Raw genomic sequence first — 26902 nt, 5'->3', positions numbered from 1 at the left:
ATTGATGCGCCGCAGATCGCCCCGGCGCAAGGTCACACCGTGGCGGTCGAAGAAGTCCAGGATCTGGATGGCGACCTTGCGGCCATTGTCCATCCGGTCGCGGAAGGCGGCGACGGCGAACCAGCCCTCCGGCGCCTGCGCCCCGCAATCCACCGCCAGCCCGACCATCTCCAGCGTCGTGGCGCGCAGGAAAAAGTGGTCATGCGCGACCTGGTCGATGCGGCCCTGCCGGGCGCAGGCCTTCAGCAGGTGCCGCATCTGCGGCTCGGGGATCGCCAGGGCCTGGGCGAAGTCGCGGGTGCGCGGCGGGCGGAACCGCGCCGCGCCGGCCAGCGCCGGCGCAACCTGCTCCCAGATCGCCTCGTCGCCAGGGTCCAGGCGCAGCTCGTGGCCGGGCAATCTGAGAAACGACCCTTCGGCGACCAGCACGTCCTCGGCCACCAGGCGGTCCAGGGCGACGCGGAAGGCCGGCCCCGGCAGGCGCGGCGTGGCCTGCAGCCGCAGCCGCTCGCGGCCGAGGCCCTGCTGGTCGGGATGCTCCGCGTGATGCGCGGCCAGCAGGCCAGCGACACCGTCGCGGAAGCCGGCCCAGCGCGATGCCGACAGCGCCTGGGCGTCGAGGGTGACGACATCCCCCACCGCCACCAGCGCCGCCGCCTCGGCCGGGCCCAGCGCCTGGTCGCGGGCGAAGGCGGCGGGCTCGACCCGATAGGGCGGCAGGTCGAGCAAAGCGCGGAAGGCCTCGGCCGGGCGGGGCGCCGCCAGGGCCTGCAGAATGGCCAGCCGCTCCGGCGTCCCGCGTTTCCGCGCGGGCGCTCGCAAATCCGAAAAGAAACCGCCGCCGATGGTGCGTTGGGCGGAGACGTCGCGCAGCACGAAGCGGTCGCCGGCCGCCGCCGCGATCGGCCGGTCGAGCACCAGCTGCACCAGCCCGCTGGCCCCCGGCGCCAGCGGCCCTTCCAGCGGCACCAGCCGGGCGCCGACCTCGGTGCTGCCGGCATGCAGCCGGGCCGGGAACCAGGTGCCGAGCGGCTTCGGCTCGCTGGCCAGCACCCGCAGGCGGCCGTCGATCCGGTCGGTCGGCGCGTGCAGGCCAGGGGCCAGCACCAGGTCGCCGCGGATAATGGCCTCCTTGCTGACGCCGTCGCCGGCGAGGTTCAGGGCGCAGCGCTGGCCGGCCAGGCCTTCGGTCGCCGGGCGGTTCTGCGCATGGATCGAGCGCACCCGGGCGGCCAGGCCGGACGGGCTGACGATGACGCTGTCGCCGAGCGCGACGCGGCCGGACAGCACCGTGCCGGTCACCACCGTGCCGGCGCCGGAGAGCGAGAAGCTGCGATCGACCGCCAGGCGGAAAGCGCCCGAGGCCGCCCGCGCCGCGGTGCCCGCCGCCACCTGCCGCAGCATCGCCTTCAGCGCCTCGATATTCTCGCCCGTGCGGGTCGAGACCGGCAGGATCGGCGCCCCGGCCAGGCCGGTGCCCTCCAGCAGCGCGCGGATCTCGGCGGTGACCACGGCGCGGCGGTCGGCATCGGCGAGGTCGGCCTTGCTGAGCGCCACCAGCCCGCCGGCCAGGCCGATCAGGTCGAGGATCGCCAGGTGCTCGCGGGTCTGCGGCATGACGCCGTCATCGGCGGCGACCACCAGCAGGGCGAAGTCGATGCCGCTGGCGCCGGCCAGCATGGTGTGGACGAAGCGCTCATGGCCGGGGACATCGACGAAGCCCAGCGTGCCCGCCTCGCCCGGCAGATAGGCGAAGCCCAGATCGACGGTGATGCCGCGCGCCTTCTCCTCCTTCAGGCGGTCGGTGTCGACGCCGGTCAGCGCCTTCACCAGCGCGGTCTTGCCGTGGTCGATATGGCCGGCGGTGCCGATGATCATGCGGGCGGCTCCGGGATCGGCGCGGGGGTCGGCCTCCGCCGGGCGGCCTCGGCCGCCGCCGCCTGGGCCTCGGGGGGGAGTGCGGCGCGGACCGCGGCGAAGAAGGGCTGGGCCAGGGCGCTGCCGCCGGCCTCGGCGCGCAGCAGCCATTCGAGGGCCAGCGCCGGGTCGCGCGCGACGCCGGCGCCCAGCTGATGCGCCGCCCCCAGCATGGCGGCGCCATCGGCATCGCCGCGCGTCGCCCCGGCGCGCCACCAGGCGGCGGCGGCGGCCACGTCGCGCGCGACGCCCAGCGCATGGTGGTGCAGCATGCCGATCCGCGTCATCGAGGCCGCCACGCCGGACCGCGCCGCGGGGATCGCCCAGCGCATCGCCTCGACCGGGTCGGCCGGCAGGAAGTCATCTTCCAGCAGCAGCCAGCTGAGCATGTCCTGGGCCAGGGCGTCGCCCTGCTCGGCGGCGGCGCGGTACAGCTGCTGCGCCCGGCCGGGATCGGCCGCGACCGCGCCGCCGCCCTGCAGGTAGAGGGCGGCCAGGTTGCGCTGCCCCGCCGCATGGCCGGCCGCGGCCGAGAGCTGCAGCCAGCGCTCGGCGAGGGAGGGGTCGCGCGCGACGCCCAGCCCATCGGCGAAGCAGGCGCCGATATTGGCCTGGGCCCGGGCATCGCCGGCCCGCGCCAGCGGCTCCCACAGGGCCAGCGCCGTGGCATGGTCGCCGGCGCGGAAGGCGGCCAGCGCCTCCGCCATCGGGTCCGCGATTGGGGCCACCATGGGCTCCGCCGGGCGCGGGCGCAGCCGGTCAAGCCAGCGCGGCACGGGGCAGCGCCGCCAGGGTGTCGAGGAACAGCGCCTCCTCGGTCAGGCAGCGCAGGTCGAGCAGCAGCGCGCCGTCCTGGATCCGCCCGACCACCGGCCGCGGCAGGTCGCGCAGCGCCGCCTGCAGCGCCTCCAGCGCGCGGCCGCCGGGGGCGGTCAGGCGCAGGGCATGGCTCGGCAGCGTCTCCAGCGGCAGCGCGCCGGAGCCGATCTGGCTGCGGCATTCGGCCGGCTCGACATCCAGCCCGGCCGGCAGCAGGGCCGCGACCTGCGGCGCCAGGCGGCGCGCCTGGGCCTCGATCTCGGCCTGCGGGCGGGCGAGCAGGGCCAGCGTCGGCAGCCGCTCGGCCAGGCGGTCGGGGTCGCGATAGAGGCGCAGGGTCGCCTCCAGCGCCGCCAGCCGGATCTTGTCGAGGCGCAGCGCCCGCTTCATCGGGTTGCGGTTGATGGCGGCGATCAGGTCGCGCCGGCCGAGGATGAAGCCCGCCTGCGGCCCGCCCAGCAGCTTGTCGCCGGAGAAGGTGACCAGGTCAGCGCCCTCGGCCACCGCCTCCCGCACCGTCGGCTCCCGCGCCAGGCCATAGCGCGACAGGTCGACCAGCGTGCCCGACCCCAGGTCGTTCAGCAGCGGCACCTTTTTGTCCGTGGCGATCTTCGCCAAGGCGGCGCCGCTGACCTCGGCGGTGAAGCCCTCGATGCGGTAGTTCGAGGTATGCACCTTCAGGATCAGCCCGGTCTCCGGGGTGATGGCGCCGAGATAGTCCTTCGGATGGGTGCGGTTGGTGGTGCCGACCTCGACGAGGCGCACCCCGGCGCGGGCCATGATGTCGGGCATGCGGAAGGCGCCGCCGATCTCGATCAGCTCGCCGCGGGAGACCACCGCCTCCCGCCCCGCGCCCAGCGTGTTCAGCGCGATCAGCACGGCAGCGGCATTGTTGTTGACCACCGTCGCATCCTCGGCGCCGGTCAGCTCGCAGAGCAGCCCGCGCAGATGCGAATCCCGCTCGCCGCGGCGGCCGGTGTCGAGGTCGAATTCCAGGGCGACGGCATCGCGCATGGCGGCCGTCGCCGCCTCGATCGCCACCTCGGCCAGCAGCGCGCGGCCGAGATTGGTGTGCAGCACCGTGCCCGTCAGGTTGAAGATCGGCCGCAGCCCGGGGCGCGCTTGCCTGGCCAGCCGCGCCGCGGCTTCGGCGACCAGCGCGGCGGCATCGGGCAGCGGGTCGGGGCGGTGGTCGCGCACCGCCTGCAGCGTGTCGCGCAGGGCCTGGGCGGTCGCCGCCCGGCCATGCGCCGCGACCAGCGAGGCGGCCTCGCCGAGCAGGCGGTCGATCGAGGGCAGGGCGCGCAGATCGGCCGACATGCGATCAATACCCGACCAGGAAAGGATCGAAGCCGGCACGGCGATAGGCGGTCTGCTGCATCATCAGGTCGAGGCCGAGGCTGGCCACGTCGTCGGCTACCGTCTCCAGCGAGGGGTTCTTGTCCTGGTAGAAGATCTTCACCCAGGACTGGCAGCTGTCGCAGCATTCGGCCTTCACCACCGGCAGGTCCTCGCCCTCGGGCGACTGGTAGCCGATGCCCTTGGTGCTGCCGCAGGACAGGCATTTGATGCGCACCTCGTTCCACTGGCTGTTGCAGCAGGCGCAGGCGGCGTAGCGCGCGCCCTCGGCGCCCTGGCGCCCGACCACCATCGAGGCGACCGGCGGCCCGCCGCAGACCGGGCAGAGGCCGGTGGCCAGCGGCAGCAGCGCCTTGGCGTCCAGCGCCGCGGCGGCGCGGGCCATGTGCAGCTGCATGGCGGCGGCCAGGAACAGATGCTGCGGCAAGCTTTCCGCCGGCATGGCATCCGCCAGCACATTGGCCAGCATCTTCTTCAGTTCCGCGCCGTCGATGCGGCGCAGATCGGCGAGGGCGGCCGTGGCGGGGGCCGGCATCGCTAGGTCGCTGATGGCGTCGAGGAAGCGCGTGACGGTCTCGGCCAGCACGGCGTCGCCGGCGAGGGCCGGGCGGTCGAGCGGCGGCATGCCGTTCTCCCGCGCCCGCGCCAGCAGCGCCGGGGAGGGCGGCGCCAGCGGCGGCAGCGCGGCGGCCAGGGCAGCCTGCGCCTCGCAAAGCCCGGCGAGGAAGGTCAGGTAGGGCGCCAGCGCGTGGCCCTCCGCCAGCACCCGGAAGCGCGCCGCGCGCATCGCGAAGAGCGGCCCCGGGTCGGGCAACAGACAAAAAGCCGGCTTCACCAGCCGCCCGATCATCGAAGGATCGGGCTGCAGTCCCTGGAATCCAGACATGCTCATCGCGCGGGCCGCACCGGCCACGCCTCCCTGAAGGCTTTACTCAGCGGGGCCACGCCGGCGCAGGCCGGCCAGCTCGCGCAGCCATTTGCGGTGATGGCGCCAGGCCCAGCCGCCGGTGACGGTGCCGCGGGTCATGGCGCGCAGCGTGCCGCGGGTCCAGATCGCCGCATAGACGTGCAGGATGAAGATGCAGATGATCAGCACCGCCGCGATGGAATGCACCAGCACCGCCCAGCGCCGCAGCGGGATGCCGAAATAGGCCGAGAAATACTGCTCCCAGATCATCACCCCGGTCGCGATCAGCAGCAGGATCAGCGCCGCCATGCCCCAGAAGATGAACTTCTGGCCGGCATTGTACTTGCCGAGCTCCGGCAGGTTTTCCTCATGCCCGCCGACGACGTCCTTGATCTTCGACAGCCAGACGACATCCACCTTCGCCGGCAGGTTGGCGCGCCAGAGCTGGGCGAAGAAGACGAAGAAGCTGACGAAGAGCAGCACGCCGATCCAGGGATGCAGCGCCCGCGTGTTCTGCCCGCCGCCGAACAGGGTGGTCAGGAAGAACAGCGCCGGCGTGAACAGCGCCAGGCCGGAGATCGCCAGCAGGATCAGGCTGCTGGCGGTGATCCAGTGGTTGACCCGCGCCCAGGGGCCATAGCGGCTGACGGTGACCGGATGGCCGGGCTCGACGGCGTCGCCGGGCTGGGCATAGACCAGGCGCGGCTTGGCGGGGCGGGGCGGCGTGCTCATGGGCGCGGCCCCGGCGGCGGGGGCCCGGCGCTGTCGACCAGGCGCTCGGCCGCCTCCTCCTCCTCCCGCGTCACGCGGTTGGCGCGGCCGAAGACGCCATGCACCAGGCTGCCCACCGCCATGAAGCCCATGGCGGCGATGCCCACATACTTGGTCACGCCCTTCCAGCTCTGGACGAGAGGCGAGATCGACGGGTTCTCCGGCAGGCCGGCATAGATCTGCGGCTTGTCGGCATGGTGCAGGACGTACATCACATGGGTGCCGCCGACGCCGGGCGGGTCGTAGAGCCCGGCCTGGTCGTAGCCACGCGACTTCAGGTCGGCGATGCGGCCCTCGGCATGCTTCTTCATGTCCTCCTTGGTGCCGAAGACGATGGCCTGGGTCGGGCAGGCCTTGGCGCAGGCCGGCCCCTGGCCCACCGCGACACGGTCGGAGCAGAGGGTGCATTTGTAGGAACGGTGATCGGCCTTGGAGATGCGCGGGATGTTGAAGGGGCACCCCTTCACGCAATAGCCGCAGCCGATGCAGTTCTCGTGTATGAAGTCGACGATGCCGTTGGAATACTGCACGATGGCGCCGGGCGCCGGGCAGGCCTTCAGGCAGCCCGGATCGGCGCAATGCATGCAGCCATCCTTGCGGATCAGCCATTCCAGGCTGTCCGTCGCCGGGTTCACCCATTCGGTGAAGCGCATCAGGGTGAACATGTTCTCGGTCAGGTCATGCGGGTTCTCATAGACCCCCACATTCTCGCCGATCGCTGGATGGGTGTCGTTCCATTCGATGCAGGCCGACTGGCAGGCCTTGCAGCCGATGCATTTGGACACGTCGATCAGCTTGGCGACCGGCGTCAGCTGCCGCGTCGGCGGCGGCAACTCGCTGGTGGCCGAGCGGCGGATCACGTCGCCGGCCCCCAGATTGCTGGCCATGGGCTGCACCGGCGGGTTGCTGACCGCCGTGCGCGGGCTATCGGTGCTGCCGCTCATGCCGTCACACCCCCCGGACCGTTGCTGGGCTCGATATTGACGAGGAAGGCCTTGTAGCCAGGCGTCTCGATATTCGCCTCACCGACGAAGGGGCTGAGCGAGTTCGGGCCGAAGCCCTTCTTCGCGGCACCGACGAAGCCCCAATGCAGCGGGATGCCGATGACATGCACGGTCTTGCCGTCGCAGATCAGCGGCCGGATCCGCTTGGTCACCACCGCCTTGGCATGCACCGAGCCGCGCTTCGACCAGACCCGCACCCAGCCGCCCAGGGTGATGCCCTTCTCCCGCGCCAGCTCCTCGGAGAGCTCGACGAAGAATTCAGGCTGCAGCGCCGCATTCACCCGGTTGTGCTTGGTCCAGTAGTGGAAGTGTTCCGTCAGGCGATAGGACGTCGCCGCGTAGGGGAATTCTTCCGAGGTCCCGAACTGCGCCACGTCACTCTCGAAGATGCGGGCGACGGGGTTGCCGCGCATCTTCGGGTTGAAGGGGTTGGCGATCGGGCTTTCGAAAGGCTCCATATGCGCGGGGAAGGGGCCGTCGCGCAGCATGCCGCGGGCGAAGAGGCGCGAGACGCCTTCCTGGTTCATGATGAAGGGCATGACGTCGCGCGGCTTCGCGGTCGGCGCGATATCCGGCACGTCATAGCCGGTCCACTTCGCCCCATCCCATTCCAGCAGCTTGCGGGAGGGGTCCCAGGGCTTGCCGTCGAGATCGGCGGAAGCGCGGTTGTACAGGGTGCGCCGGTTCAGCGGCCAGGCGAAGGTCCAGTTGGGATGGGCCCCCGTATTGTCCGGGTCGTGATTGTCCCGGCGCGCCATGTTGTTGCCGGCCTCGTTGAAGCAGCCGGAATAGATCCAGCAGCCCGACATGGTGGAGCCGTCGTCGCGCAGCTGGGAGAAGTTGACCACCTGCTTGCCGGCGGCGACCAGGATCTTGCTCGGGTCGGCGGGGTCGCGCAGGTCGGTCAGCGCGCGGCCATTGATCTCCTTGGCCAGCTCCTCGGGCTCCGGCTCGCCGGGGTTATGGTACTGCCAGGACAGGTTGAGGATCGGGTCGGGGAAAGCCCCCCCTTCCTTCCGGTACATCTCCCGCATGCGCAGGAAGATCTGCGCCATGATCCAGGTATCGGCCTTGGCCTCGCCCGGGGGCGTGGCGGCGGGCCAGAACCATTGCAGCCAGCGGCCGGAATTGGTCAGCGAGCCCTGGTCCTCGGCGAAGCAGACCGTCGGCAGCTGGAAGACCTCGGTCTGGATCGCCTTGGTGTCGACGTCGTTATAGGGGCCGTGATTCTCCCAGAAGCGGGCGGTCTCGGTCTCCAGCGGGTCCATGGTGACCAGGAACTTCAGCTTCGACAGGCCGGCCACCACCTTGCCCCGGTTGGGGAAGGCCAGAACCGGGTTGAAGCCCTGGCAGAGATAGCCGTTCACCTTGCCATGGTTCATCAGCTCGAACATGCGCAGGATGTCGTAGGCCGGCACGTCCAGCTTCGGGATATAGTGGTAGCACCAGTCGTTCTCGGCCGTGGCGGCATCGCCCCACATGGCCTTCTGAAAGCTGACCATGAACTTCGAGTAGTTCTGCCAGTAGCTGGTCTGGCCCGGCCGCAGCGGCCGGAACTGGCGGGAGCTCAGATAGGTCTTGTAGTCGGGCTCCTTCTCCGTCGGCATGTTCAGGTAGCCGGTGAGCAGATGCGACATCAGGCCGAGATCGGTCAGGCCCTGGATGTTGGAATGCCCGCGCAGCGCGTTCATGCCGCCGCCGCGCACGCCGATATTGCCCAGGATCAGCTGCAGCATGGCCATGGCGCGGATGTTCTGCGCGCCATGCGAATGCTGCGTCCAGCCCAGCGCATACATCGAGGTCATGGTCTTCACCGGCGACGAGCATTCGCCGATCATCTGCGCGATCTGCAGGAACTTTTGCCGCGGCGTGCCGCAGATGCGCTCGACCAGCTCCGGCGTGTAGGCGGCGACGTGCTGCTTCAGCAGGTTCCAGACGCAGCGCGGATGCGTGAGCGTGGGATCGACCTTGGCAAAGCCGTCCTCGCCGAACTCGTAGTCCCAGCTCGAGCGGTCGTAGTCGCGCTTCTCCTCGTCATAGCCGGTGAAGAGCCCGTCGGCGTAGCCGAAGCCTTCCTTCACGATGAAGGACGCGTTGGTATAGGCCTTGGTATATTCCCACTGCACCTTGTCGTTCTGGATGCAGTGATTGATCACCCCGTTCAGGAAGGCGATGTCCGAGCCCTGCCGGATCGGCGCATAGACGTCCGAGACGGAGGCCGTGCGGGTATAGCGCGGATCGACGACGATCAGCTTGGCGCCCCGATGCGCCTTGGCCTCGGTCACCCATTTGAAGCCGCAGGGATGCGCTTCCGCCGCATTGCCGCCCATGACGACGACGAGGTCGGTGTTCTTGATATCGGTCCAGGCATTCGTCATCGCGCCACGGCCAAATGTCGGGCCCAAACTGGACACCGTGGGGCCGTGTCAGACGCGCGCCTGGTTATCGAACCCTACGATGCCGAGCGTCTTGGCCACCTTGAAGGTGGTCCAGGCCGTCTCGTTGGTGGTGGCGGAGGCCGCCAGCATGCCCGTGGTCGCCCAGCGGTTGACCGGCACGCCCTCGGCATTGGTCGCGATGAAGTTCGCGTCCCGATCGTCCTTCATCAGCCGCGCGATGCGATCCAGCGCGGCGTCCCAGGTGATCGGCTCGAACTTGTCGGAGCCCGGGCGGCGGTGCATCGGCTGGCGCAGCCGCGTCTCGGCCCGGACGAAATCCTTCAGCGCCGCGCCCTTGGGGCAGAGGGTGCCGAGATTGGTCGGGTGGTCGGCATCACCCTCGACATGCACCAGCTCGGCGCGCTCGCCCTTCCGCACGTCACCCTTGGAATAGAGGATGACGCCGCAGGCGACCGAGCAATAGGTGCAGGTGTTGCGGGTCTCCGTGGTGCTGGCCAGCTTCATCGGCCGGACATGGGCGATGACGGCCGCCTCGGCCCCGCCAAAGCCCATCGCCCCCAGAGATGTCGCCGCCACACCCGCGCCGGCAGCTTTCATGAAGCCGCGCCGCGAGAGTTCCATATTCATTGGGTCCTCCCCTTATCGGAGCTTGTCGCGCCTTAACCAGAAACAGTTGTCGACCGTGCCCGGCGAAGTCAAGATGTCTGCGTGCCGGATAAACGCCACGCTATTCCTTGGCGGCTATCACGTGACGACTCGATGAGAATAAGTCTCAACTGCCGCCGCGCGGGCCGCCCTCAGGCGATCACTTCCCGCGCCGTGATCGCATAGCGGAAGCTCGACGGATCCAGGCAGTCGGGCTGGCCGGCCGGGGTGAAGGCGCAAGGGTACATCAGGAAGGCGAAGTTCGGCTTCTGCTGCCCCAGCGCCCCCGGCAGGACGATGTCGGTCGCGCTGTTGAAGCCGACCCAGTTCATCTCCCAGTGCCCGAACAGCTTTTCTCTCAAGGCGCGGATCTCTGGGCTGTCGACCGCCAGCTTGTGGTCCAGCACCACCTTGCGCACATCGGCCGGGTCCAGCGGGAACCAGCCCTCGCCCTCCAGATAGGCCTCGGCGCGGCAATGCTGCGCCTTGGAGACATCGGCGCTGGTCGCGCCCAGCGTGCGGAACTGCGCCGAGGGCACCGCGCGGATGCCATAGACGTCGCGCGCCGGAAAGCCCGCGGCCCGCGCCAGCCCGGTCATCAGCCCGTTGATATCGGCGCATTTGCCCGAGAGGTTGCCGCTCTCCAGCATGCCGCGCACATCGCCGATGCCGCAGCCCGGGGTCTCCGGGTTGCGGGCGGTGTTGTCGACCACCCAGTCATAGAGGGCGCGCAGCCGGGCCCGCGGCTCGGTGATGCCGGCGGTGATGCGCTCGGCTGTGGCCTTGACGATGCCGTCGACCGGCACGCTCTCGGTCGGCTCCCGCCAGAAGGCACGCTCGGCGCTGGTCGCCGGCAGGCCGGTGGCCACGCCCTGGCGGTCGCGGGTGGCGACCGTCTGCACCAGCTCCAGGCTGCGCGGCCCGGCATGCTCAGCGGCCCAGTCCAGCTTCAGCAGCGACGCGCCATAGCGGGCATCCTGCACCACGCCGCCGCGCGCCGCGCTGTCCCAGCGCAGGTCGAGCCCGGCCTGGTAGCCGCCGGCGGTCTGCGCCAGCGGCAGCCAGAGCTGCGCTGGTCCGGGGCCGTCCGGCAGGGTGACCCGGGTGGTGAGCTCGAAGCGGCGCCAGCCAGCGGGCGCGGGGGCCAGCGTGGGGGCAGCCGGCGTCTGCGCGGCGGCGGGCCGGGCGAGGGCGCCGGCGACCGGCAGGGCGACCGGCAGGGCGGCCAGCAGGGAGGCGAGGGCGCGGCGCTGCATGAGGGACCTCGTGCGAACGGACAGGAAGGGCGGCACCCGCCGGGCAGGGCGTCTGTCGTGCCACTCTGTGGAAGAAATGCCCCAAGCCGGGTGGCGGCTGCAAGCCGCGCGCGGCGATCGGGCCAATTTCTACCGGCCGCCGGCCCCGTCATCGGCGACCAGCCGGTGCGCATGGCAGAAGACCTCGAAGCGGGGCGCGCGGGCGCGGGCCACCAGGGTCAGTCCGCAGGCCTCGGCGCTGCGCACCGCCAGCGCCGTCGGCGCCGAGACCGCGACCAGGATCGCCGCCCCCAGCAGCGCGGTCTTCTGCACCAGCTCGACCGAGACGCGGCTGGTCATCACCACCGCGCCCTCGGCCGGGTCCAGCCCCTGGCGGCGGATGGCGCCGACCAGCTTGTCCAGCGCATTGTGCCGGCCGACATCCTCGCGCAGCGCCAGCAGCCCGCGCGCCGGGTGCCAGAAGCCGGCGGCATGGGCGCCCTGGGTCGCGCGGTGCAGCGCCTGGCGCCCGGCCATGGCGTCCAGCGCCGCGGCGACGGCGCTGGCGGGCAGGCGCGGCCCGGCGGGGACGGCGGGCAGCGGCCGCAGCGTCGCCTCCAGGCTGTCCAGCCCGCACAGCCCGCAGCCGACCGGCCCGGCCATGAAGCGGCGGCGCTCGGCCAGCGCCGCCTGGCGGCTTTCCTCCAGCTCCATGCGCAGCTCGATGCCGCGCGGGCCGGGGCGGATCTCCAGCTCCAGGATGTCGTCGGGCGACGCGACCAGCCCCTCGGTCAGGCTGAAGCCGATGGCGAAATCCTCGAGGTCGGCGGGCGTCGCCATCATCACCGCCTGGGTGGCGCGGCCATAGGTCAGGGCGACGGGCACTTCCTCGGGCAGCAGCCGCTCGCCCGGCGCGGCGGCGGGGGCGGCGTCCTGCCAGGACCAGCTGGGGCACAGCGCGGTCGGGCTGGTCAGCGTGTCGGCCATGGCGCGGGCTCCCTCTGCCGGACCCTGGCACAGATAGGGCGGGGCGCCACCCGGCGCCATGCTCGGGGGCGCCATGCTCAACCCGGCGGCGGCCCGTCGACCAGCGCGCGCAGCCGGGCCATCGCTGCTTCCAGCGGCAGGCCGGCGGTGTCCAGCCCATGCCGCGGCGTGTCCCAGGCGGCATAGTCGTGGCGCTGCACCGAAGCCCAGTCCGGCTGGGCATGGCCCGGGATGTCGGCGACCCGGCCCTCGACCCGGCGGCGATGCTCGGCCGGGTCGCCGCAGGTGATCTCCAGCTCGATGGCGGCGACCCCGGCCGCGGCGGCGACGCCACGCCAGGCGGCGCGGGTGACGGGCAGCGGGTTGACGCCGTCGGCCACCACCACCTGGCCCTGGCGCAGATTGGCCTCGGCCAGGGCATAGGCCACGACATAGCCGGCCGGGCCGACCGCGCCGGCCAGCATGCCGGAATCGCGCAGCGCCTGCTCGATGGTGTCGATGCGCAGATAGGTGGCGCGGCGCTCGGCGGCGAGCCGCCGCGCCAGCGTGGTCTTGCCGACGCCGGGCAGGCCGGAGAAGACGATCAGCATCGGCCCCGCCGGCTCAGCCGGGGCGGCGCAGCATGATGGTGCGGTCGCGCACCGTGTCCTGGATCACCCGCAGCCGGATCGGCGAGGGCGGCACCAGGCCGAGCCGCGCCAGGTAGCCCTCGCGCCCCAGCGCCCGCTCGGAGGCGTATTCGGCCAGGAACTCGCGCAGCGCCGGCACCCGGTCGAGGTTCGGCCGCTTGACGTAGAGGTAGAGCGGCCGCGCCAGCGGATAGCGGCCGGAGGCGATGGTCTCGGCGGTGTCGTCGACGCCCTCGATCGAGGCGCCCTCGATGCGGTCCAGCGCCGCCTCCAGGAAGCTGAAGCCGAAGATGCCCAGCACCCCGTCGGCGCCCTCGACGATCTGGCGGATGATGGCCTGGTCGTCCTCGCCGGCATCGGTCCAGGCGCCGTCCTCGCGCAGCGCGGTGCAGAGCCGGGCGCGCTCGGCCGATTCAGCCACGGCGCGCACCTCGGGGGCGGCGGCGCAGGCGGTGCCCAGCACCAGCTCGACGAAGCTGTCGCGGGTGCCGGAGCTCGGCGGCGGCCCGATCACCCGGATCGGCCAGTCGGGCAGCGATGGCGAGATCTGCCGCCAGCGCGTGTAGGGATTGGCCACCATCCGGCCGCCCTGCGGCACCTGCCGGGCGACGCCCAGCCAGAGCTGCGCCAGGGTGAAGTCGGGCGAGGGCAGGCCGCGGCGATGGGCGACGACGATGCCGTCGAAGCCGATCGGAATCTCCATGATCTCGTTGACGCCGTTGCGCAGGCACAGGCTGAACTCGCCGGCGGTGATGCGGCGCGAGGCGTCCTGCACATCCGGCGCGCCCAGCCCGGCGCTGCGGCAGAATTGCGCGAAGCCATGCACGGTGCCGGTGCTGGCGACCTGCACCCGCGGGCCGCCGCCGGCCCGCCCCACCGCCTCGGCGACGGCGCGGCTGAAGGGGAAGACGGTGGAGCTGCCGGTGACCAGCGCCACCTCGCGCGGCTGGGCGCGGGCGAGCCCCGGCACGGCGAGGGCCGCCAGCAGCACAGCAGCGACGATCCTGGATGCACGCGGCAACGACATGCCCCAGCCCTCGGCGCGGCGCCCGGGATGGGCGCCACGCCGAGGCTAGCCAGCGCTGCAGGACTGTTACAGAGTCGAATCGTCATCGCCCGCGCCGCGGCCCGGTCACGGCTGCGCGACGGCCGCCGGTTTGATCGCGTGATTCAGGCTTTCCGGTGATCCCACCTCAAGCCACCTCGCTACAGCAGCGCCACCAGCAGGCTGGCGACAGCCACGTTCAGCACCCCGGCCACCACCATCACCGTGCTGGCGATCGAGCCTTCCTCGCGGCCGACCTGGTAGGCGCGGGCGACGCCGGCGCCATGCGCGCCCATGCCGTAGAGCGCGCCGCGGGCGAAGCCGCTCTGCAGCCGCAGCAGCCGCCCCATCAGCCCGCCGCAGGCGGCGCCGAACAGGCCGGTGATGGCGGTGAAGGTGGCGGTCAGCCCGGGGATGCCGCCGGTCTTGCCGGCGATCGACATGGCCAGCGGCGTGGTGATCGAGCGCGGCAGCAGGCTGGCGCGCAGTTCCGGCGACAGGTGCAGCAGCACGGCCAGCCCCCAGGAGACGCCGACCGACAGCAGGCTGCCGGTGACCACGCCGATCAGCAGCACCTTCCAGTGGCGGCGGATGACATGGCGCTGCTCATAGACCGGCAGGGCGAAGGCGACCGTCGCCGGGCCCAGCAGCATGGCCAGCCAGCCGGTGCCAGAGAGGTAGTGGCGATAGTCGCTGCCCGAGCCCAGCACGATCGCCATGCAGCCCAGCCAGGTGGCCAGCAGCGGGTTGCTCCACCAGGCGCGGAAGCGCTGGTGCAGCCGGCGGAAGCCGAAATAGAGGCCGAGCGTCACAGCGCTCCAGACCGCGGCGCTGGTCGCGAGCTCCGCCCAGCCCAGCGCCGCGGCCGTGTCAGGCATGGGTGCTGCGGGCCAGGCAGAGGTCGATCACCTTGGCGGTGCCGGCCATGACCACCAGCGTGCCCAGCAGGATGGCGCCCAGCAGCTTCAGCCCGACCAGGCTGAGCAGGTCCGGATGCTCGATCAGCGCCAGCATCGGCGGGATCAGGAACAGCACCAGATGGCCCAGCAGCAGCGAGGCGCCCTGGCGGATCCAGCGCACCGGCAGCACCCCGCCGCCGACCAGCCCCAGCAGCAGCAGCATGCCCAGGATCGAGCCCGGCAGCGGCAGCCGCGCCAGGGCGCCGAGCTGGCTGGCGCCCCACCACAGCGCGGTCAGCAGCGCGACCTGGGCTGCCGCGCTGCGGTGCAATTGCATGCGCAGCAGGCGGCCGAGCCGCGGCATCCGCCGCGATCCGGGGGAATCGCCTGCAAAAGCGCCAGAAAGGGACGTGGTGGCTGACATATTTTCGTTTTATGCCGCAATGCAGTATGCCTGAAATGAATTGATGGAATTTCCTGCATTCCATCTGGGAATAGGAAAAGGTTGATGGACCTGCGCGCGCTGCGTGCCTTCGCCGCCGTGGCGCAGGAGGGCGGCTTCTCCGCCGCCGGCCGCCGCATCGCCGCCACCCAGCCCACCATCAGCAAGGCGGTGCGCCAGCTGGAGGAGGAACTGGGCGGGCCGCTTCTGATCCGGCTGGGCCAGGGCGTGGCGCTGACCAGCCTGGGCGCCGTGGTGCTGCGCCATGCGACGGCGATGCTGGAGCAGCGCGAGGCCATGCTGGCCGAGATCGCCGCCAGCCGCGGGCTGCTGCAGGGGCGGCTGCGGCTCGGCCTGCCCAGCTTCGGCAGCGCCGTGCTCTTCGCGCCGCTGGTCGCCGCCTTCCGCGCCCGCTTCCCCGGCATCACCATCGACCTGAGCGAGCAGGGCGGCCGAAGGCTGCAGGAGGCGGTGCTGGCCGGGCAGCTGGACCTGGCCATCGCGCTGCATCCGGTGCCCGACGCGCTGCACTGGCAGGAGGTGCGCGACGACCCGCTGATGGCGGTGCTGCCCCCCGGCCACCCGCTGGAGGGGGCCGAGAAGATCCGGCTGGGCGCGCTGCAGGACAGCGCCTTCATCCTGTTCGAGCAGGGTTTCGCCTTGAACGACCTGATCGAGAGCGCCTGCCGCCGCCGCGGCTTCGCCCCCCGCGAGGCGGCGCGCAGCGGCCAGGCCGATTTCATCATCGCGCTGGCCGCGGCCGGGCTGGGCGTCGCGGTGCTGCCGCGGCTGATGCTGGAAAGCCGCCCGGGCCTCGGCCTTGCCACCGCCCTGATCGACGAGCCCGACCTGCGCTGGCGCGCCGGCATGGTCTGGCGCCGTGATTCGCCGCTGTCCGACGCCGCCCGCGCCTGGGTGGCCGTCGTCCGCGAGCACATGGGGCTCTAAGGGTCGCCCTCGTCCCGAAAGGAAGCCTCGACCGCCGTGACCAGCGCAAAAATGTGGCGCAGGCGGGCGCGGTCGGCGGGGGCCATGCCGTCGCCCGGCGGCGCCTCGGCGGCGAATTCGACCAGGGTCGCGGCCGGCCCCGCCTGGCCGATCGCCAGCCGGCAGGCATAGTCGCCCAGCGCCTCATGCGGCGGCCGCGCCCAGCAGCCCAAAGCGAAGGGCCGCCCCTCCTTGACCCCTTCCAGCGCCTGGCGCACCGGCGGCTGCGGCAGCGGCGCCGGGGTGGCCGGCCAGCGCGCCGGATCGGCCCGCGTCATCCGCCGCTGCGCCGCATAGGCCTCGGGCTCCAGCACCATGCTGACCCGCAGCACCGGCCGGCCGGGCGAGGGCTCGGCGGCATTGGCCTCGGCCGGGACCAGCCGGCCATCGGCCTCGTAGAGGAAGAAGTCGCAGCTGGCGAAGGCATTGGCGGCGCTGGGCGGGATGCAGCTGATGGCTGTGGTCTGCGGCAGCCGCAGCGTGCCGCCCTGGCCGGGCTTGAGCAGCTGGCTGGGCAGCTGCAGCCGGCGCCATTCCGCCAGCGGCGTCTGCAGCAGCGGGTCGGCCACCTCCTCGCGGCAGCCGGCCAGGGCCGCCAGCGCCAGCAGCAGCCCCATCGCCCCGCGAATCTGCCCGAACCCTGCCATCCGCTGGCTATAGGCGCTGCTTCGTTGCGGGCAAAGGCCAAGCTTTGGCACGCGATGTCGCCCAGGGACAAAAACGCCCGCATCGGCCAATCCCCGCTGCCCGCCCCTGGCTAGGGTGCCCAGCATGAGGGGGGACCGGTCCGCTGTCCCTCCCAAGCCACGGAGCCGCCGCCATGACCCTCGCCGCCACCCCGACCCCCGGCGCGAAGCTGCTGACGCCCACCGACCACACGCTGATCATGATCGACTTCCAGTCGCAGATGTCCTTCGCCACCAAGTCGATCGACGCGGTGACGCTGCGCAACAACGCGGCCCTCGTCGCCCATGCCGCGGCCGGCTTCGGCGCCTCCACGATCCTGACCACGGTCGCGGAAAAGTCCTTCTCCGGCCCGATGTTCGAGGAGATCACCGCGGCCTTCCCGGGCCAGGCGCTGCTCGACCGCACCTCGATGAACACCTGGGAAGACGCGGCGGTGATCGCCGAGATCAACCGCATCGGCAAGAAGCGCATCGTGCTGTCGGGGCTGTGGACCTCGGTCTGCATCGTCGGCCCGGCGCTCTCTGCCATTGACCAGGGCTTCGAGGTCTATGTCATCGCCGACGCCTGCGGCGACGTCTCCGACGAGGCGCATGAGCGCGCCATGCAGCGCATGATCCAGGTCGGCGCGCAGCCGATCACCGCGCTGCAGTACCTGCTGGAGATGCAGCGCGACTGGGCCCGCACCGAGACCTACGACATGACCACCGGCATCGCCAAGAAGCTGGGCGGCGCCTATGGCATCGGCATCACCTACGCCAAGACGATGTTCAACGCGCACGAGGGCTGAGGCCTTCGCGGGCGCGCCCGTCATGGAGATCGGCATGAAGATCTATCTGATGGCGCTCGGCGCCGGCCTGCTGGTCGGCGTCGTCTACAGCCTGCTCGGCGTGCGCTCGCCGGCGCCGCCGGTGGTGGCGCTGATCGGGCTGCTCGGGATCCTGCTCGGCGAGCAGCTGATCCCGGTGGCCCGCCACCTGATGGAGGGGCATGGCATCCGCCTGTCCGTCGTCAAGGCCGATTGCCGCCAGCATGTCTTTGGGCCTTTGCCCGGCGCGGCCTCGCCGCCGTCGGACAAGGCCTGAGCTGCCCCTACCGGAAGAAGACTGGAAAAACGATGGCCGATGCCGCGCCCGACATGATCCTGCACAATGGCCGGATCACCACGCTGGACCGCGGCAACCCCGCGCCCGAGGCGGTGGCCATCACCGCCGGCCGCTTCTCGGCGGTCGGCGATCTGAAGGACATCATGCCCGGCGCCGGGCCGGCCACGCAGGTCATCGACCTGGGCGGCCGGCGCCTGGTGCCGGGGCTGTTCGACAACCACCTGCATGTCATCCGCGGCGGGCTGAACTTCAACATGGAGCTGCGCTGGGACGGGGTGCGCAGCCTCGCCGACGCCATGGCCATGCTGAAGCGCCAGGTTGCGGTGACGCCGCCGCCGCAATGGGTGCGCATCGTCGGCGGCTTCACCGAGCACCAGTTCGTGGAAAAACGCCTGCCGACGCTGGACGAGATCAACGCGATCGCCCCCGAGACGCCGGTCTTCATCCTGCATCTCTATGACCGCGCGCTGCTGAACGCCGCCGCACTCCGCGCCGCCGGCTACGACAAGGACACCCCCAACCCGCCGGGGGGCGAGATCCAGCGCGGCCCCGACGGCACGCCGACCGGGCTGCTGCTGGCCAAGCCGAACGCCACCATCCTTTACGCCACCCTGGCGCGCGGCCCGAAGCTGCCCTTCGACTACCAGCTGAACTCGACGCGGCATTTCCTGCGCGACCTCAATCGCCTCGGCGTCACCAGCGCCATCGATGCCGGCGGCGGCAACCAGAACTACCCCGACGATTACGACGTGATCCGCAAGCTGGCCGATGACGGCGAGCTGACGGTGCGCATCGCCTACAACCTGTTCACCCAGAAGCCCAAGCAGGAGAAGGAAGATTTCCTCCGCTGGACCTCGGAGAACAAGTACCAGCAGGGCGACGACTATTTCCGCCTGAACGGCGCCGGCGAGATGCTGGTCTATTCCGCCGCCGATTTCGAGGATTTCCGCGTCGAGCGCCCGGACATGCCCGCCAGCATGGAGGAGGACCTGGAGCAGGTCGCCCGCGTGCTGGTGCAGAACCGCTGGCCCTGGCGGCTGCACGCGACCTATGACCAGACGATCAGCCGGGCGCTGGACGTCTTCGAGAAGGTCGATGCCGAGATGCCGATCGGCGATCTCCATTGGATCTTCGACCATGCCGAGACGGTGACCGAGAAGTCGCTGGAGCGGATCGCGCGCCTGGGCGGCGGCGTCGCCGTGCAGCACCGCATGGCCTATCAGGGCGAATATTTCGTCGAGCGCTACGGCGCCCGCGCCGCCGAGGCGACGCCCCCCGTCGCCAAGATGCTGGAGATGGGCGTCAAGGTCTCGGCGGGGACGGATGCGACACGCGTCGCCTCCTACAACCCCTGGGTGGCGCTCTACTGGCTGGCCACCGGCCGCACCGTCGGCGGGATGCGCATCACCCCCGAGCACAACACCCTCGACCGCGAGACGGCGCTGCGCATGCTGACCGAGAAGGTCACCTGGTTCGCCAATATGGAAGGCCAGAAGGGCCAGGTGATCGTCGGCCAGCTCGCCGATGTCGCCGTGCTCGACCGCGACCTGTTCGCCATCCCCGGCGACGAGATCCAGGACATCACCGCGGACCTGACCATCGTCGGCGGCAAGATCGTCCATGGCGCCGGCGATTTCGCCAGGCTGTCGCCGCCGCTGCCGCCGGCCATGCCGGACTGGTCGCCGGTCAACCATTTCGGCGGCTACCAGCAGCGCGCCGCCCAAAGGGGGGCGCAGAAGGGGGCCAGCCAGTTCCTGGCGCAGTCCCGCTGCTGCGACAGCGCCTGCAACGTCCATGGCCATGGCCATGCCCAGGCCTGGGCGGCCGAGGCGCCTTCCAGCGACAAGGGCGCCTTCTGGGGGGCGCTCGGCTGCTCCTGCTGGGCCTTCTGAGATGGGGGCACGCCTGCTCGCCTGGCTCGGGCTGCTCGGGCTTTGCGCCGCCTATCTGCAGGGCGGGCTGAACAAGCTGCTGGATTTGCAGGGCGGCATCGCGGAAGCGGCCCATTTCGGGCTGCCTTTCCCGCTGCTCGTCACCATCGGCACCATCCTCCTCGAGCTCGGCGCCAGCGCGATGATCCTCTCGGGCCGGCTGCGCTGGCTGGGGGCGCTGGCGCTGGGCGGCTTCACCCTGGCCGCCACCTTCGTCGCGCTGCGCTACTGGGAGATGCCGCCCGGCCAGCCGCGCTTCATGGCGGCGAATGCCTTCTTCGAGCACCTCGGCCTGGCCGGCGCCTTTTTGTTGGTGGCCCTGTACGACAAGGGCTGGCTGGCGCGCCGGGCATGAAGCTTCTGGCCATTTCCACCACGGCGCTGCTGCTGCTCGCATCGCCGCTGGCCGCCGCCGATCCCTTCGACCCCTTGAAAGACATCCCGCTCGGCGGCGAGGCCCGCCTGTCGCTGGGCGGGCAGCTGCGCGAACGCTTCGAGAGCTTCAGCAACCCGGGCTTCTCCATCGGCCGCGCGCCGGGGGCGCCAGGCAGCAACCACTATCTGCTGCAGCGCCTGCTGCTGCAGGCCGACCTGACCCTCTCGGAGAATTTCCGCGCGTTTCTGCAGCTCGGCCGCTTCGACGCCTTCGACAATCGCGGCGGCAGCCTGAGCGCCACCCAGGAGAACCGTGGCGACATCGCACAGGCTTTTCTGGACCTTGGCATCGACCTGGACACGGATTGGCGGCTGACCCTGCGCGGCGGCCGGCAGGAGATGAATTTCGGCTCCGGCCGGCTGGTCTCCGAGCGTGACGGCCCCAATCTGCGCCGCGCCTTCGATGGCGGAAGGCTGATGCTGGCCGGGCCGCAGGGGACGAAGCTGGATCTGTTCGCCACGCGGCCGGTGCAGCCGCTGGGCGGCGCCTTCGACGACAGCAGCAACCGCGGCGAGGCCTTCTTCGGCGGCTACGGCACGATCCCGCTGGCGGCCGGGCTGTCGGCCGATCTCTATGTCCTGGGCTATGAGCGCGAAGCCGCCCGCTTCAGCGCCGGCACCGCCTTCGAGCAGCGCCAGACTTTTGGCGTCCGCCTGTTTGGCCGGCAGGGCGCCTTCGACCACGACGTCGAGCTCGCCGGCCAGACCGGCAGCTTCGGCACGCAGCAGATCCGCGCCTGGACCGCCTCCGCCGATCTTGGCGTCACAGCGGGAAACCTGCCCTGGTCGCCGCGGCTCGGGCTGAAGGCGGATATCGCCAGCGGCGACGGCAATCCGCGCGACGGGCGGCTGGAGACCTTCAACGCCCTCTACCCCAAGGTGCCGTATTTCACCGAGGCCGGGCTGGTGGCGCCGGCCAATCTGGTGGACCTCTATCCCAGCCTGCGGCTGACGCCGCTGCCGGATGTCACGCTGGAATTCGGCCTCGACTTCCTGTGGCGGCAGCAGCGCGAGGACGCCGTCTATCGCCCGGTGCCCTTCGGCCCCCTGCCGCAGACCGCCGGCGGCAGCCGCGATGTCGGAAAACAGTTCCAGGCCTCGGCGCGCTGGAAGATCAGCCCGCATGCCGAAATCCGCGCCTGGTACGTGCATTTCGATGTCGGCCCCGCCTTGGCCCAGGCCGGCGGTCGCGATGTCGACTTCCTGGCCGCCGCCCTCTCTCTGACGTTCTGACCGAAAGGACCCGGCCATGCCCGAGGCAAAAACCGCGGCCCCACCCAGTTCTCCCATGGGTTCTCCCTTCGCCCCCCTGGGCCAGACCGCCTTCCTGGTGCTGTGGATCGCCACCATCACCGGCAATATCGGCAGCTTCATGCGCGATGTCGCCAGCGGCTGGCTGGTGACCGAGCTCGCCGCCGGTCCGGCCGCGGTGTCGCTGATCCAGGCCGCAGCCACCCTGCCGGTCTTCCTGCTGGCCATCCCGGCCGGCGTGCTGTCCGACATCCTCGACCGCCGCCGCTTCCTGATCGCGGTGCAGTTCCTGCTGGCCGGCGTCAGCCTGACGCTGGTGGTGCTCTCGGCCAGCGGCACCATCAGCGTCTCGGCCCTCGTCGCGCTGACCTTCCTGGGCGGCGTCGGCGCGGCGCTGATGGCGCCGACCTGGCAGGCCATCGTCCCCGACCTGGTCGGGCCGAAGGAGGTGAAGAGCGCGGTGGCCCTGAACTCGCTCGGCATCAATGTCGCGCGCGCCATCGGCCCGGCCGCCGGCGGGCTGCTGCTGGCCGGCTTCGGCGCCTCGCTGACCTATGGCGTCGATGTCGCCAGCTACGTCATCGTCATCGGCGCGCTGCTGTGGTGGAAGCGGCCGAAGCAGGAGGCCGACCCGCTGGCCGAGCGCTTCGGCGGCGCCTTCCGCGCCGGGCTGCGCTATGCCCGCGCCAGCCGCGAGCTGCATGTGGTGCTCGTCCGCGCCGCCGTCTTCTTCGGCTGCGCCAGCGCGGTCTGGGCGCTGCTGCCGCTGGTGGCGCGCCAGCTGCTGGGGGGCGATGCCGGCTATTACGGCATGCTGCTGGGCGCGGTGGGGGCAGGGGCCATCGGCGGCGCCCTGGTCATGCCGCGGCTGCGGGCGAAGCTCGATGGCGACGGGCTGATGCTGGCCGCCGCCCTGGTGACCGCGCTGGTGATGCTGGTGCTGGCCGCCGGCCCGCCGCGCTGGCTGGCGCCGATCGTGCTGCTGCTGCTGGGCGCCGCCTGGATCCTGGCGCTGACCACGTTGAACGGCGTCGCCCAGGCGATCCTGCCCAACTGGGTGCGCGGCCGGGCGCTGGCGGTGTATCTGACCGTCTTCAACGGCGCGATGACCGCCGGCAGCCTGGGCTGGGGCGCCGTCGCCGAGCTTCTGGGGATTGCCGGCACGCTGGTCGCCGCCGCCCTGCTGCTGGTGGCTGCCGGCATCGTCATGCACCGCCTGCGCCTGCCCGCCGGCGAGAGCGACCTGGTCGCCGCCCGCCACTGGCCGGAGCCGCTGCTGGCCGACCCGGTCGCGCATGACCGCGGCCCGGTGCTGATCCAGATCGAGTACCGCATCAAGCCCGACGACCGCGCCGGCTTCCACCGCGCGCTCCAAAAACTGGCGGATGAGCGTCGCCGCGACGGCGCCTTCGCCTGGGGCGTGCATGAGGACGTGGCCGAGCCGGAGCGCGTGCTGGAATGGTTCCTGGTGGAAAGCTGGGCCGAGCATCTGCGCCAGCACCACCGTGTCTCGCATGCCGATGCCGACCTGCAGGCGGCAGTGCTGCGCTTCCACTCCGGCGACACCCCGCCGCTGGTGCGCCACCTGCTGCCGCTGCAGCCCGGCCTGTCGAAGGAATAAAAAGGGGGCGGACCGCCGGGTCCGCCCCCTTTCTCGTTGCCGGCCGTCCCGCCTCAGCGGGCGGCAGCGCGCTGCAGGCGGCGCCAGGCCATCGGCGTGCTGCCCTCCATGCGGCGGAAGACGCGGGAGAAATGCGGCTGGTCGGCCATGCCGCAGAGCAGCGCCACCTGGCTCAGCGGCGCCTCGGTCTCCAGCATCAGCCGGCGGGCGCGGGCCATGCGCTGCTGCATGACATAGGCATGGGCGGTGATGCCGAAGCTCTGCTTGAAGGCGCGGGCGAAATGGCCGGTGCTCAGCCGGGCAACGGCGGCCAGATCCTTCTGCAGGATCGGCCCGCCCAGGCTCGCCTCGACATGCCGGGTCAGCCGCGCCACTTGCCAGCCGGCCAGGCCCCCGGGCGTGACCGGGGGTGGCGGCGGCGGCGGCGCCAGCAGCCGGCTGGCGCGGTCGAGGATCAGCCCCGCCGCATGCTGGTCGCGCCCCAGCAGCGCCCGGGCATCCTGCAGCAGCTGCGTCAGGCTGGCGGAGACGGTCAGGGCCGCGGGCAGGGGCGAGGCGGTGGTGGTGGTGCTGGACATGCTCAGGCAGGCTCCGTCCTGAAGGATGGCCGGGGATGCCGGCCTGACGGGGCCCAGGGTGGGGGGTCCGGGGCGCGCGCTCCATTCTACGGGGATTGATCCGGACGCGCCCTTCGTCCGGCTGGCCCTATACCTTCGTAGGGGGTGGCCCATCCGTCGCGGAGAGGCCGCGTCTCAGCCGAGGGCGCGCTCCAGGCTGGCCAGCATGCGGTCCGGGTCGCAGGGCTTCTCCAGGAAGTCCAGCGCGCCGCCGGCCCGCGCCTGGCGCTCCAGCCGCGGGTCGGGGAAGGCGGTCATCAGGATCACCGGCGGGCCGCCGCGCGCCGCCAGCAGCGCCAGCAGCTCCAGCCCCGAGCGCCCGGGCATCTGCACGTCGGAGATGACGCAGGCGAAGCGTCCCGCATCGACCGACAGGAAATCCTCGGCCGAGGCGAAGCCTTCCGAGGCATGGCCGGCGGCGCGCAGCAGGCTGGCGGTGGCCGTCCTGACGTGACGGTCATCCTCGACGATCGCGATCAGCGGGGTGATCACGGGAGCAATGAGTGGATGCACGTCCTGTCCCTGAACCCGGTCATGGCCGGCTCCTCCCCTTCTAGGGGGCGTCGCCCGGCGCGGCATCTATACGATGGTTGGGGGCGAAGGTTTCAGATGCCCACCACCTGGGCCAGCCGCACCAGGTCGGCCAGGCTGCGGGTGCCCAGCTTGCGCATCAGGCTGGAGCGATGCAGCTTCACCGTGATCTCGCTGAGGCCGAGCTCGCCGGCCACCTGCTTGTTCATCAGCCCCGAGGTGACCAGCGCCATGACCTGCGCCTCGCGCGGGGTCAGCGAGGCATAGAGCGCGCGCGCCGAGGCCAGCGCCGCGCTGGCCTGGCGCCGGTCGCGGTCGCGGCCCAGCGCCAGGTCGACGGCGTCCAGCAGGTCCTGGTCGCGGAACGGCTTGATCAGGAAATCGACCGCGCCGGCCTTCATCGCCTTCACCGACATCGGCACGTCGCCATAGCCGGTCATGAAGACGATCGGCGGATGCTCGCCGCGCTCGGCCAGCCGCGCCTGCAGCTCCAGCCCGCTCATCCGCGGCATGCGCACATCCATCAGCAGGCAGCCGGCGGCCGGCGGCAGCGGCGCCTCCAGCAGCTCGAGCGCCGATTCATACAGCGCCGTGCGGTGGCCGACCGAGCGCAGCAGCGAATCCAGCGCCCGGCGGATGCGCGCATCGTCGTCCAGCACCAGGATCAGCTGCGGCTCGGCATCCTTGGCAGCAGGCATGGGCTCTCTCCTGGAGGCGGATCATCGGCGCCGATCTTCCCGGTCCCGGCGCCCAGGGCAAGCATCGATCCGGCCCGGCATCGTGACGCCGGCGGACCGTCCCATACCTAGGTATAACTGGCCGCGCGGCGCGCCAGGCCCTAGGCAGGCGGCAGGCACGCGCCGCAGCGGGGGAAGCGCCGGATGCAGACAGCACGGCAAATCCTGCCCCCCGATGCCGCCCCGACGGGCATACCGACGGGCATCCCGATGGGCGCCCCGGTGGCCGGGCTGTCGCCGCAGGGCCGCCGCCGCCGGCTGTTCCTGCTGCTGGCGCTGGTCGCCGGCGTCTTCGCCGTCGACGGCTTCACCAGCCTGTCCAGCGCCATCGCCGTCCTCTACGTCCTGGTGCCGCTGCTGGCCGCCGACACCCTGCCGAAGCGCGGCGTGGTGGCGCTGGCGCTGCTCTGCGGCGCGCTCGCCTTGGTCAGCTACGGCCTCGGCCATGGGCTGCAGGGCGAGGCCCCGGCGACGCTCCGCCTGGTCTTCAGCCTGGTGGCGCTGGGGGCCGCGACCCTGCTGGCGCTGCGCAGCATCGCCGCCCGCGCGCTGCAGGCCGAGCAGGCGCGGCTGCTGGCGGCGAGCGAATCCCGCTACCGCACCATCTTCGAGACGCTCGCCGTCGGCATCTGGGAGCATGACTTCCGGCCCGTGCAGCAGGCGCTGGCTGACCTGCGCGCGGCCGGCGTCGCCGACCTGCCGCGGTATCTCGCCGAGCATCCCGACTTCGTCATCGCCACCCGCCGGCTGGTCAACATCACCGACGTCAACACCACGGCGCTGAAGCTGCTCGGCGTGCCGTCGAAGGAAAAGTTCTTCACCCACCTGGCCAATTTCCTGCCCGAGACCGACGAGAGCTTTGCCGAATGCCTGATCGCCCTCGACGAGGGGCGGCCGCATTTCACCGCCGAGGCGCGGCTGCGCGCGGCCGACGGCTCGCCGGTCGACATCATCGTCGCGCTGAACTTCCCGCCGCCCGGCGAAAGCCTGGCCCGCGTCCAGGCCAGCGTGCTGGACATCACCGAGCGCCGCCGCATGCAGGACATGCTGGCCAGCATGCGCGCCGAGCTGGAACGCGCCGGCCGCGTCGCGGCGCTGGGCGAGCTGGCGGCGGCCATCGCGCATGAGGTGAACCAGCCGCTGTCGGCGATCCGCGCCGGGGCGGATGCCGCCCGCCGCTGGCTGACCCGCGACCCGCCGGAGCTGGAGGAGGCCCGCGCCGCGCTGGAGGAGGTCGGCGCCTCGGCCCGGCATGGCGGCGAGGTGGTGCGCCGCATCCGCCACCTGCTGGGCAAGTCCGAGCCCGAGCGCCTGCCGCTGGACCTGGCCGAGCTGGTGGCCGAGGCGCTGCGCCTGGTGCAGCGCGAGCTGCAGGCCGCCGGCGTCGCCCTGACGCTGGAGCTGGCGCCGGGGCTGCTGCTGCGCGGCGACCGCATCCTGCTGCAGCAGCTGTTCGTCAACCTGGCGACCAATGCGCTGCAGGCCATGCAGGCGCTGCCCGCCGCCGAGCGCCGGCTGCTGCTGCGCGCCGAGGCGGTGGAGGGCATGGCCGAGCTGCGCGTGCAGGATAGCGGCCCGGGCTTCTGCGCCGACGGGGCGGCGCGCGCCTTCGACGCCTTCTTCAGCACCCGGCCGGGGGGCATGGGGCTGGGGCTGGCGGTCAGCCGCTCGATCGTCGAGGCGCATGACGGGATGATCGCCATCGACCCCGGCCCCGGCGGCCGGCTGCGCCTGGCCCTGCCGCTCGCTCTGGCGTGAACGCGCCCCGGCCTGAACGCGCCCTGGCCTGAACGCGATGCCGCCACGCTTTCACAGTATTTCACTGGCCGGAAATCCCGCGCCGCGCCAGAACTCGCCGCGCCGGCGGCAGCCGCCGCCGGCCAGCCCTTCACCCCGAGGATCCCCGCTGCCGATGCGGCTGAGGCAGGACGCCCCGCCCGAGAC

General features: G+C 71.7%; 24 protein-coding genes and 1 pseudogene. 8 read left to right on the top strand and 17 right to left on the bottom strand.

The window, feature by feature from the left end; genetic code table 11:
• Positions 1–63: 63 nt before the first annotated feature.
• From selB to GVN67_RS11255, 13 genes and pseudogenes are all read right to left on the bottom strand, one after another.
• Positions 64–1878, bottom strand: a pseudogene (gene selB / locus GVN67_RS11315) (selenocysteine-specific translation elongation factor); the annotation flags it as partial.
• Positions 1875–2648: a tetratricopeptide repeat protein gene (locus GVN67_RS11310; RefSeq protein ID WP_159995888.1), complete on the bottom strand. Its 774-nt coding sequence runs from the start codon at positions 2646–2648 to the stop codon at positions 1875–1877. The gene GVN67_RS11310 and the pseudogene selB, both read right to left, overlap by 4 nt.
• A gap of 28 nt (positions 2649–2676) precedes the next feature.
• Positions 2677–4056: an L-seryl-tRNA(Sec) selenium transferase gene (gene selA / locus GVN67_RS11305; protein WP_159995886.1), complete on the bottom strand. Its 1380-nt coding sequence runs from the start codon at positions 4054–4056 to the stop codon at positions 2677–2679.
• A 4-nt stretch (positions 4057–4060) separates the two neighbouring features.
• Entirely contained in the window at positions 4061–4987 is a 927-nt protein-coding gene (gene fdhE / locus GVN67_RS11300; RefSeq protein WP_159995884.1) for a formate dehydrogenase accessory protein FdhE, read from the bottom strand.
• Between the two features lie 36 nt (positions 4988–5023).
• Positions 5024–5734, bottom strand: a complete 711-nt coding sequence (locus tag GVN67_RS11295) for a formate dehydrogenase subunit gamma (RefSeq protein WP_159995882.1) — start codon at positions 5732–5734, stop codon at positions 5024–5026.
• On the bottom strand, positions 5731–6660 hold the full coding sequence (gene fdxH, locus GVN67_RS11290) for a formate dehydrogenase subunit beta (RefSeq protein WP_200845225.1): 930 nt from the start codon (positions 6658–6660) through the stop codon (positions 5731–5733). The genes GVN67_RS11295 and fdxH overlap by 4 nt, the downstream gene beginning before the upstream one ends.
• A 53-nt stretch (positions 6661–6713) precedes the next feature.
• Positions 6714–9803, bottom strand: coding sequence for a formate dehydrogenase-N subunit alpha (fdnG, locus tag GVN67_RS11285; protein WP_159995878.1), 3090 nt, complete (start codon positions 9801–9803; stop codon positions 6714–6716).
• Positions 9804–9973: 170 nt separating this feature from the next.
• Positions 9974–11077 (bottom strand): transglutaminase family protein, encoded by a 1104-nt coding sequence (locus GVN67_RS11280; RefSeq protein ID WP_159995876.1) that lies wholly within the window; start codon positions 11075–11077, stop codon positions 9974–9976.
• Positions 11078–11206: 129 nt separating this feature from the next.
• On the bottom strand, positions 11207–12043 hold the full coding sequence (fdhD, locus tag GVN67_RS11275) for a formate dehydrogenase accessory sulfurtransferase FdhD (protein WP_159995874.1): 837 nt from the start codon (positions 12041–12043) through the stop codon (positions 11207–11209).
• A gap of 77 nt (positions 12044–12120) precedes the next feature.
• Positions 12121–12633, bottom strand: a complete 513-nt coding sequence (locus tag GVN67_RS11270) for an AAA family ATPase (protein WP_159995872.1) — start codon at positions 12631–12633, stop codon at positions 12121–12123.
• A 13-nt stretch (positions 12634–12646) separates the two neighbouring features.
• Positions 12647–13663: a substrate-binding domain-containing protein gene (locus tag GVN67_RS11265; RefSeq protein WP_159995870.1), complete on the bottom strand. Its 1017-nt coding sequence runs from the start codon at positions 13661–13663 to the stop codon at positions 12647–12649.
• 215 nt (positions 13664–13878) lie between these two features.
• Positions 13879–14595: an LrgB family protein gene (locus tag GVN67_RS11260; protein WP_159995868.1), complete on the bottom strand. Its 717-nt coding sequence runs from the start codon at positions 14593–14595 to the stop codon at positions 13879–13881.
• Positions 14588–14980, bottom strand: coding sequence for a CidA/LrgA family protein (locus GVN67_RS11255; RefSeq protein WP_159995866.1), 393 nt, complete (start codon positions 14978–14980; stop codon positions 14588–14590). The genes GVN67_RS11260 and GVN67_RS11255 overlap by 8 nt, the downstream gene beginning before the upstream one ends.
• A 144-nt stretch (positions 14981–15124) precedes the next feature.
• Between GVN67_RS11255 and GVN67_RS11250 the strand changes: the two genes are divergently transcribed.
• Positions 15125–16006, top strand: coding sequence for a LysR substrate-binding domain-containing protein (locus GVN67_RS11250; RefSeq protein ID WP_159995864.1), 882 nt, complete (start codon positions 15125–15127; stop codon positions 16004–16006).
• Here GVN67_RS11250 and GVN67_RS11245 read toward each other — a convergent pair.
• Positions 16003–16662, bottom strand: coding sequence for a hypothetical protein (locus GVN67_RS11245; protein ID WP_159995862.1), 660 nt, complete (start codon positions 16660–16662; stop codon positions 16003–16005). The genes GVN67_RS11250 and GVN67_RS11245 overlap by 4 nt on opposite strands.
• A 203-nt stretch (positions 16663–16865) precedes the next feature.
• Here GVN67_RS11245 and GVN67_RS11240 point away from each other — a divergent pair, with 203 nt between their 5' ends.
• From GVN67_RS11240 to GVN67_RS11215, 6 genes are read left to right on the top strand one after another with little or no spacing between them, the layout of a single operon-like run.
• On the top strand, positions 16866–17519 hold the full coding sequence (locus GVN67_RS11240) for a hydrolase (protein ID WP_159995860.1): 654 nt from the start codon (positions 16866–16868) through the stop codon (positions 17517–17519).
• A gap of 34 nt (positions 17520–17553) precedes the next feature.
• Positions 17554–17814 (top strand): DUF1427 family protein, encoded by a 261-nt coding sequence (locus tag GVN67_RS11235; protein WP_159995858.1) that lies wholly within the window; start codon positions 17554–17556, stop codon positions 17812–17814.
• A 32-nt stretch (positions 17815–17846) separates the two neighbouring features.
• Positions 17847–19727 (top strand): amidohydrolase, encoded by a 1881-nt coding sequence (locus tag GVN67_RS11230; RefSeq protein WP_159995856.1) that lies wholly within the window; start codon positions 17847–17849, stop codon positions 19725–19727.
• A 1-nt stretch (position 19728) separates the two neighbouring features.
• Complete coding sequence (locus GVN67_RS11225) at positions 19729–20121, top strand: DoxX family protein (protein ID WP_159995854.1); 393 nt, start codon at positions 19729–19731, stop codon at positions 20119–20121.
• Positions 20118–21434 carry an alginate export family protein gene (locus GVN67_RS11220; protein WP_159995852.1) on the top strand — a complete coding sequence of 439 codons (1317 nt, stop codon included), beginning with the start codon at positions 20118–20120 and terminating at the stop codon, positions 21432–21434. Before GVN67_RS11225 ends, GVN67_RS11220 begins: the two co-directional genes overlap by 4 nt.
• A 55-nt stretch (positions 21435–21489) precedes the next feature.
• Entirely contained in the window at positions 21490–23073 is a 1584-nt protein-coding gene (locus GVN67_RS11215) for an MFS transporter (RefSeq protein ID WP_235035243.1), read from the top strand.
• A 53-nt stretch (positions 23074–23126) separates the two neighbouring features.
• Here GVN67_RS11215 and GVN67_RS11210 read toward each other — a convergent pair whose 3' ends face one another.
• The 3 genes from GVN67_RS11210 to GVN67_RS11200 form a co-directional block, all read right to left on the bottom strand.
• Entirely contained in the window at positions 23127–23651 is a 525-nt protein-coding gene (locus GVN67_RS11210; protein ID WP_159995848.1) for a helix-turn-helix transcriptional regulator, read from the bottom strand.
• Between the two features lie 174 nt (positions 23652–23825).
• Positions 23826–24182: a response regulator transcription factor gene (locus GVN67_RS11205; RefSeq protein ID WP_200845223.1), complete on the bottom strand. Its 357-nt coding sequence runs from the start codon at positions 24180–24182 to the stop codon at positions 23826–23828.
• Positions 24183–24295: 113 nt separating this feature from the next.
• Complete coding sequence (locus GVN67_RS11200) at positions 24296–24919, bottom strand: response regulator transcription factor (protein ID WP_159995844.1); 624 nt, start codon at positions 24917–24919, stop codon at positions 24296–24298.
• A gap of 183 nt (positions 24920–25102) precedes the next feature.
• Here GVN67_RS11200 and GVN67_RS11195 point away from each other — a divergent pair, with 183 nt between their 5' ends.
• Positions 25103–26716, top strand: coding sequence for an ATP-binding protein (locus GVN67_RS11195; RefSeq protein ID WP_159995842.1), 1614 nt, complete (start codon positions 25103–25105; stop codon positions 26714–26716).
• Positions 26717–26902: the final 186 nt, after the last annotated feature.

It is taken from the genome of Roseomonas sp. 18066 (genome assembly GCF_902706185.1).
Taxonomy (GTDB): domain Bacteria; phylum Pseudomonadota; class Alphaproteobacteria; order Acetobacterales; family Acetobacteraceae; genus Pseudoroseomonas.
Note: the sequence above shows the minus strand (reverse complement) of the source record. Positions and strands in the feature narration are given on the sequence as shown.

Bases quoted from the DNA above. Each gene is read 5' to 3' on its own strand.
- GVN67_RS11220 (WP_159995852.1), top strand. From the start codon at position 20,118: ATGAAGCTTCTGGCCATTTCCACCACGGCGCTGCTGCTGCTCGCATCG.
- fdxH (WP_200845225.1), bottom strand. From the start codon at position 6,660: ATGGCCAGCAATCTGGGGGCCGGCGACGTGATCCGCCGCTCGGCCACC.
- fdhE (WP_159995884.1), bottom strand. From the start codon at position 4,987: ATGAGCATGTCTGGATTCCAGGGACTGCAGCCCGATCCTTCGATGATC.
- GVN67_RS11195 (WP_159995842.1), top strand. From the start codon at position 25,103: ATGCAGACAGCACGGCAAATCCTGCCCCCCGATGCCGCCCCGACGGGC.
- GVN67_RS11230 (WP_159995856.1), top strand. From the start codon at position 17,847: ATGGCCGATGCCGCGCCCGACATGATCCTGCACAATGGCCGGATCACC.
- GVN67_RS11235 (WP_159995858.1), top strand. From the start codon at position 17,554: ATGAAGATCTATCTGATGGCGCTCGGCGCCGGCCTGCTGGTCGGCGTC.
- GVN67_RS11280 (WP_159995876.1), bottom strand. From the start codon at position 11,077: ATGCAGCGCCGCGCCCTCGCCTCCCTGCTGGCCGCCCTGCCGGTCGCC.
- GVN67_RS11245 (WP_159995862.1), bottom strand. From the start codon at position 16,662: ATGGGGCTGCTGCTGGCGCTGGCGGCCCTGGCCGGCTGCCGCGAGGAG.
- GVN67_RS11295 (WP_159995882.1), bottom strand. From the start codon at position 5,734: ATGAGCACGCCGCCCCGCCCCGCCAAGCCGCGCCTGGTCTATGCCCAG.
- GVN67_RS11310 (WP_159995888.1), bottom strand. From the start codon at position 2,648: ATGGTGGCCCCAATCGCGGACCCGATGGCGGAGGCGCTGGCCGCCTTC.
- GVN67_RS11250 (WP_159995864.1), top strand. From the start codon at position 15,125: ATGGACCTGCGCGCGCTGCGTGCCTTCGCCGCCGTGGCGCAGGAGGGC.
- fdhD (WP_159995874.1), bottom strand. From the start codon at position 12,043: ATGGCCGACACGCTGACCAGCCCGACCGCGCTGTGCCCCAGCTGGTCC.
- GVN67_RS11240 (WP_159995860.1), top strand. From the start codon at position 16,866: ATGACCCTCGCCGCCACCCCGACCCCCGGCGCGAAGCTGCTGACGCCC.
- GVN67_RS11225 (WP_159995854.1), top strand. From the start codon at position 19,729: ATGGGGGCACGCCTGCTCGCCTGGCTCGGGCTGCTCGGGCTTTGCGCC.
- GVN67_RS11260 (WP_159995868.1), bottom strand. From the start codon at position 14,595: ATGCCTGACACGGCCGCGGCGCTGGGCTGGGCGGAGCTCGCGACCAGC.
- GVN67_RS11270 (WP_159995872.1), bottom strand. From the start codon at position 12,633: ATGCTGATCGTCTTCTCCGGCCTGCCCGGCGTCGGCAAGACCACGCTG.
- GVN67_RS11255 (WP_159995866.1), bottom strand. From the start codon at position 14,980: ATGCCGCGGCTCGGCCGCCTGCTGCGCATGCAATTGCACCGCAGCGCG.
- GVN67_RS11200 (WP_159995844.1), bottom strand. From the start codon at position 24,919: ATGCCTGCTGCCAAGGATGCCGAGCCGCAGCTGATCCTGGTGCTGGAC.
- GVN67_RS11215 (WP_235035243.1), top strand. From the start codon at position 21,490: ATGGGTTCTCCCTTCGCCCCCCTGGGCCAGACCGCCTTCCTGGTGCTG.
- selA (WP_159995886.1), bottom strand. From the start codon at position 4,056: ATGTCGGCCGATCTGCGCGCCCTGCCCTCGATCGACCGCCTGCTCGGC.
- GVN67_RS11210 (WP_159995848.1), bottom strand. From the start codon at position 23,651: ATGTCCAGCACCACCACCACCGCCTCGCCCCTGCCCGCGGCCCTGACC.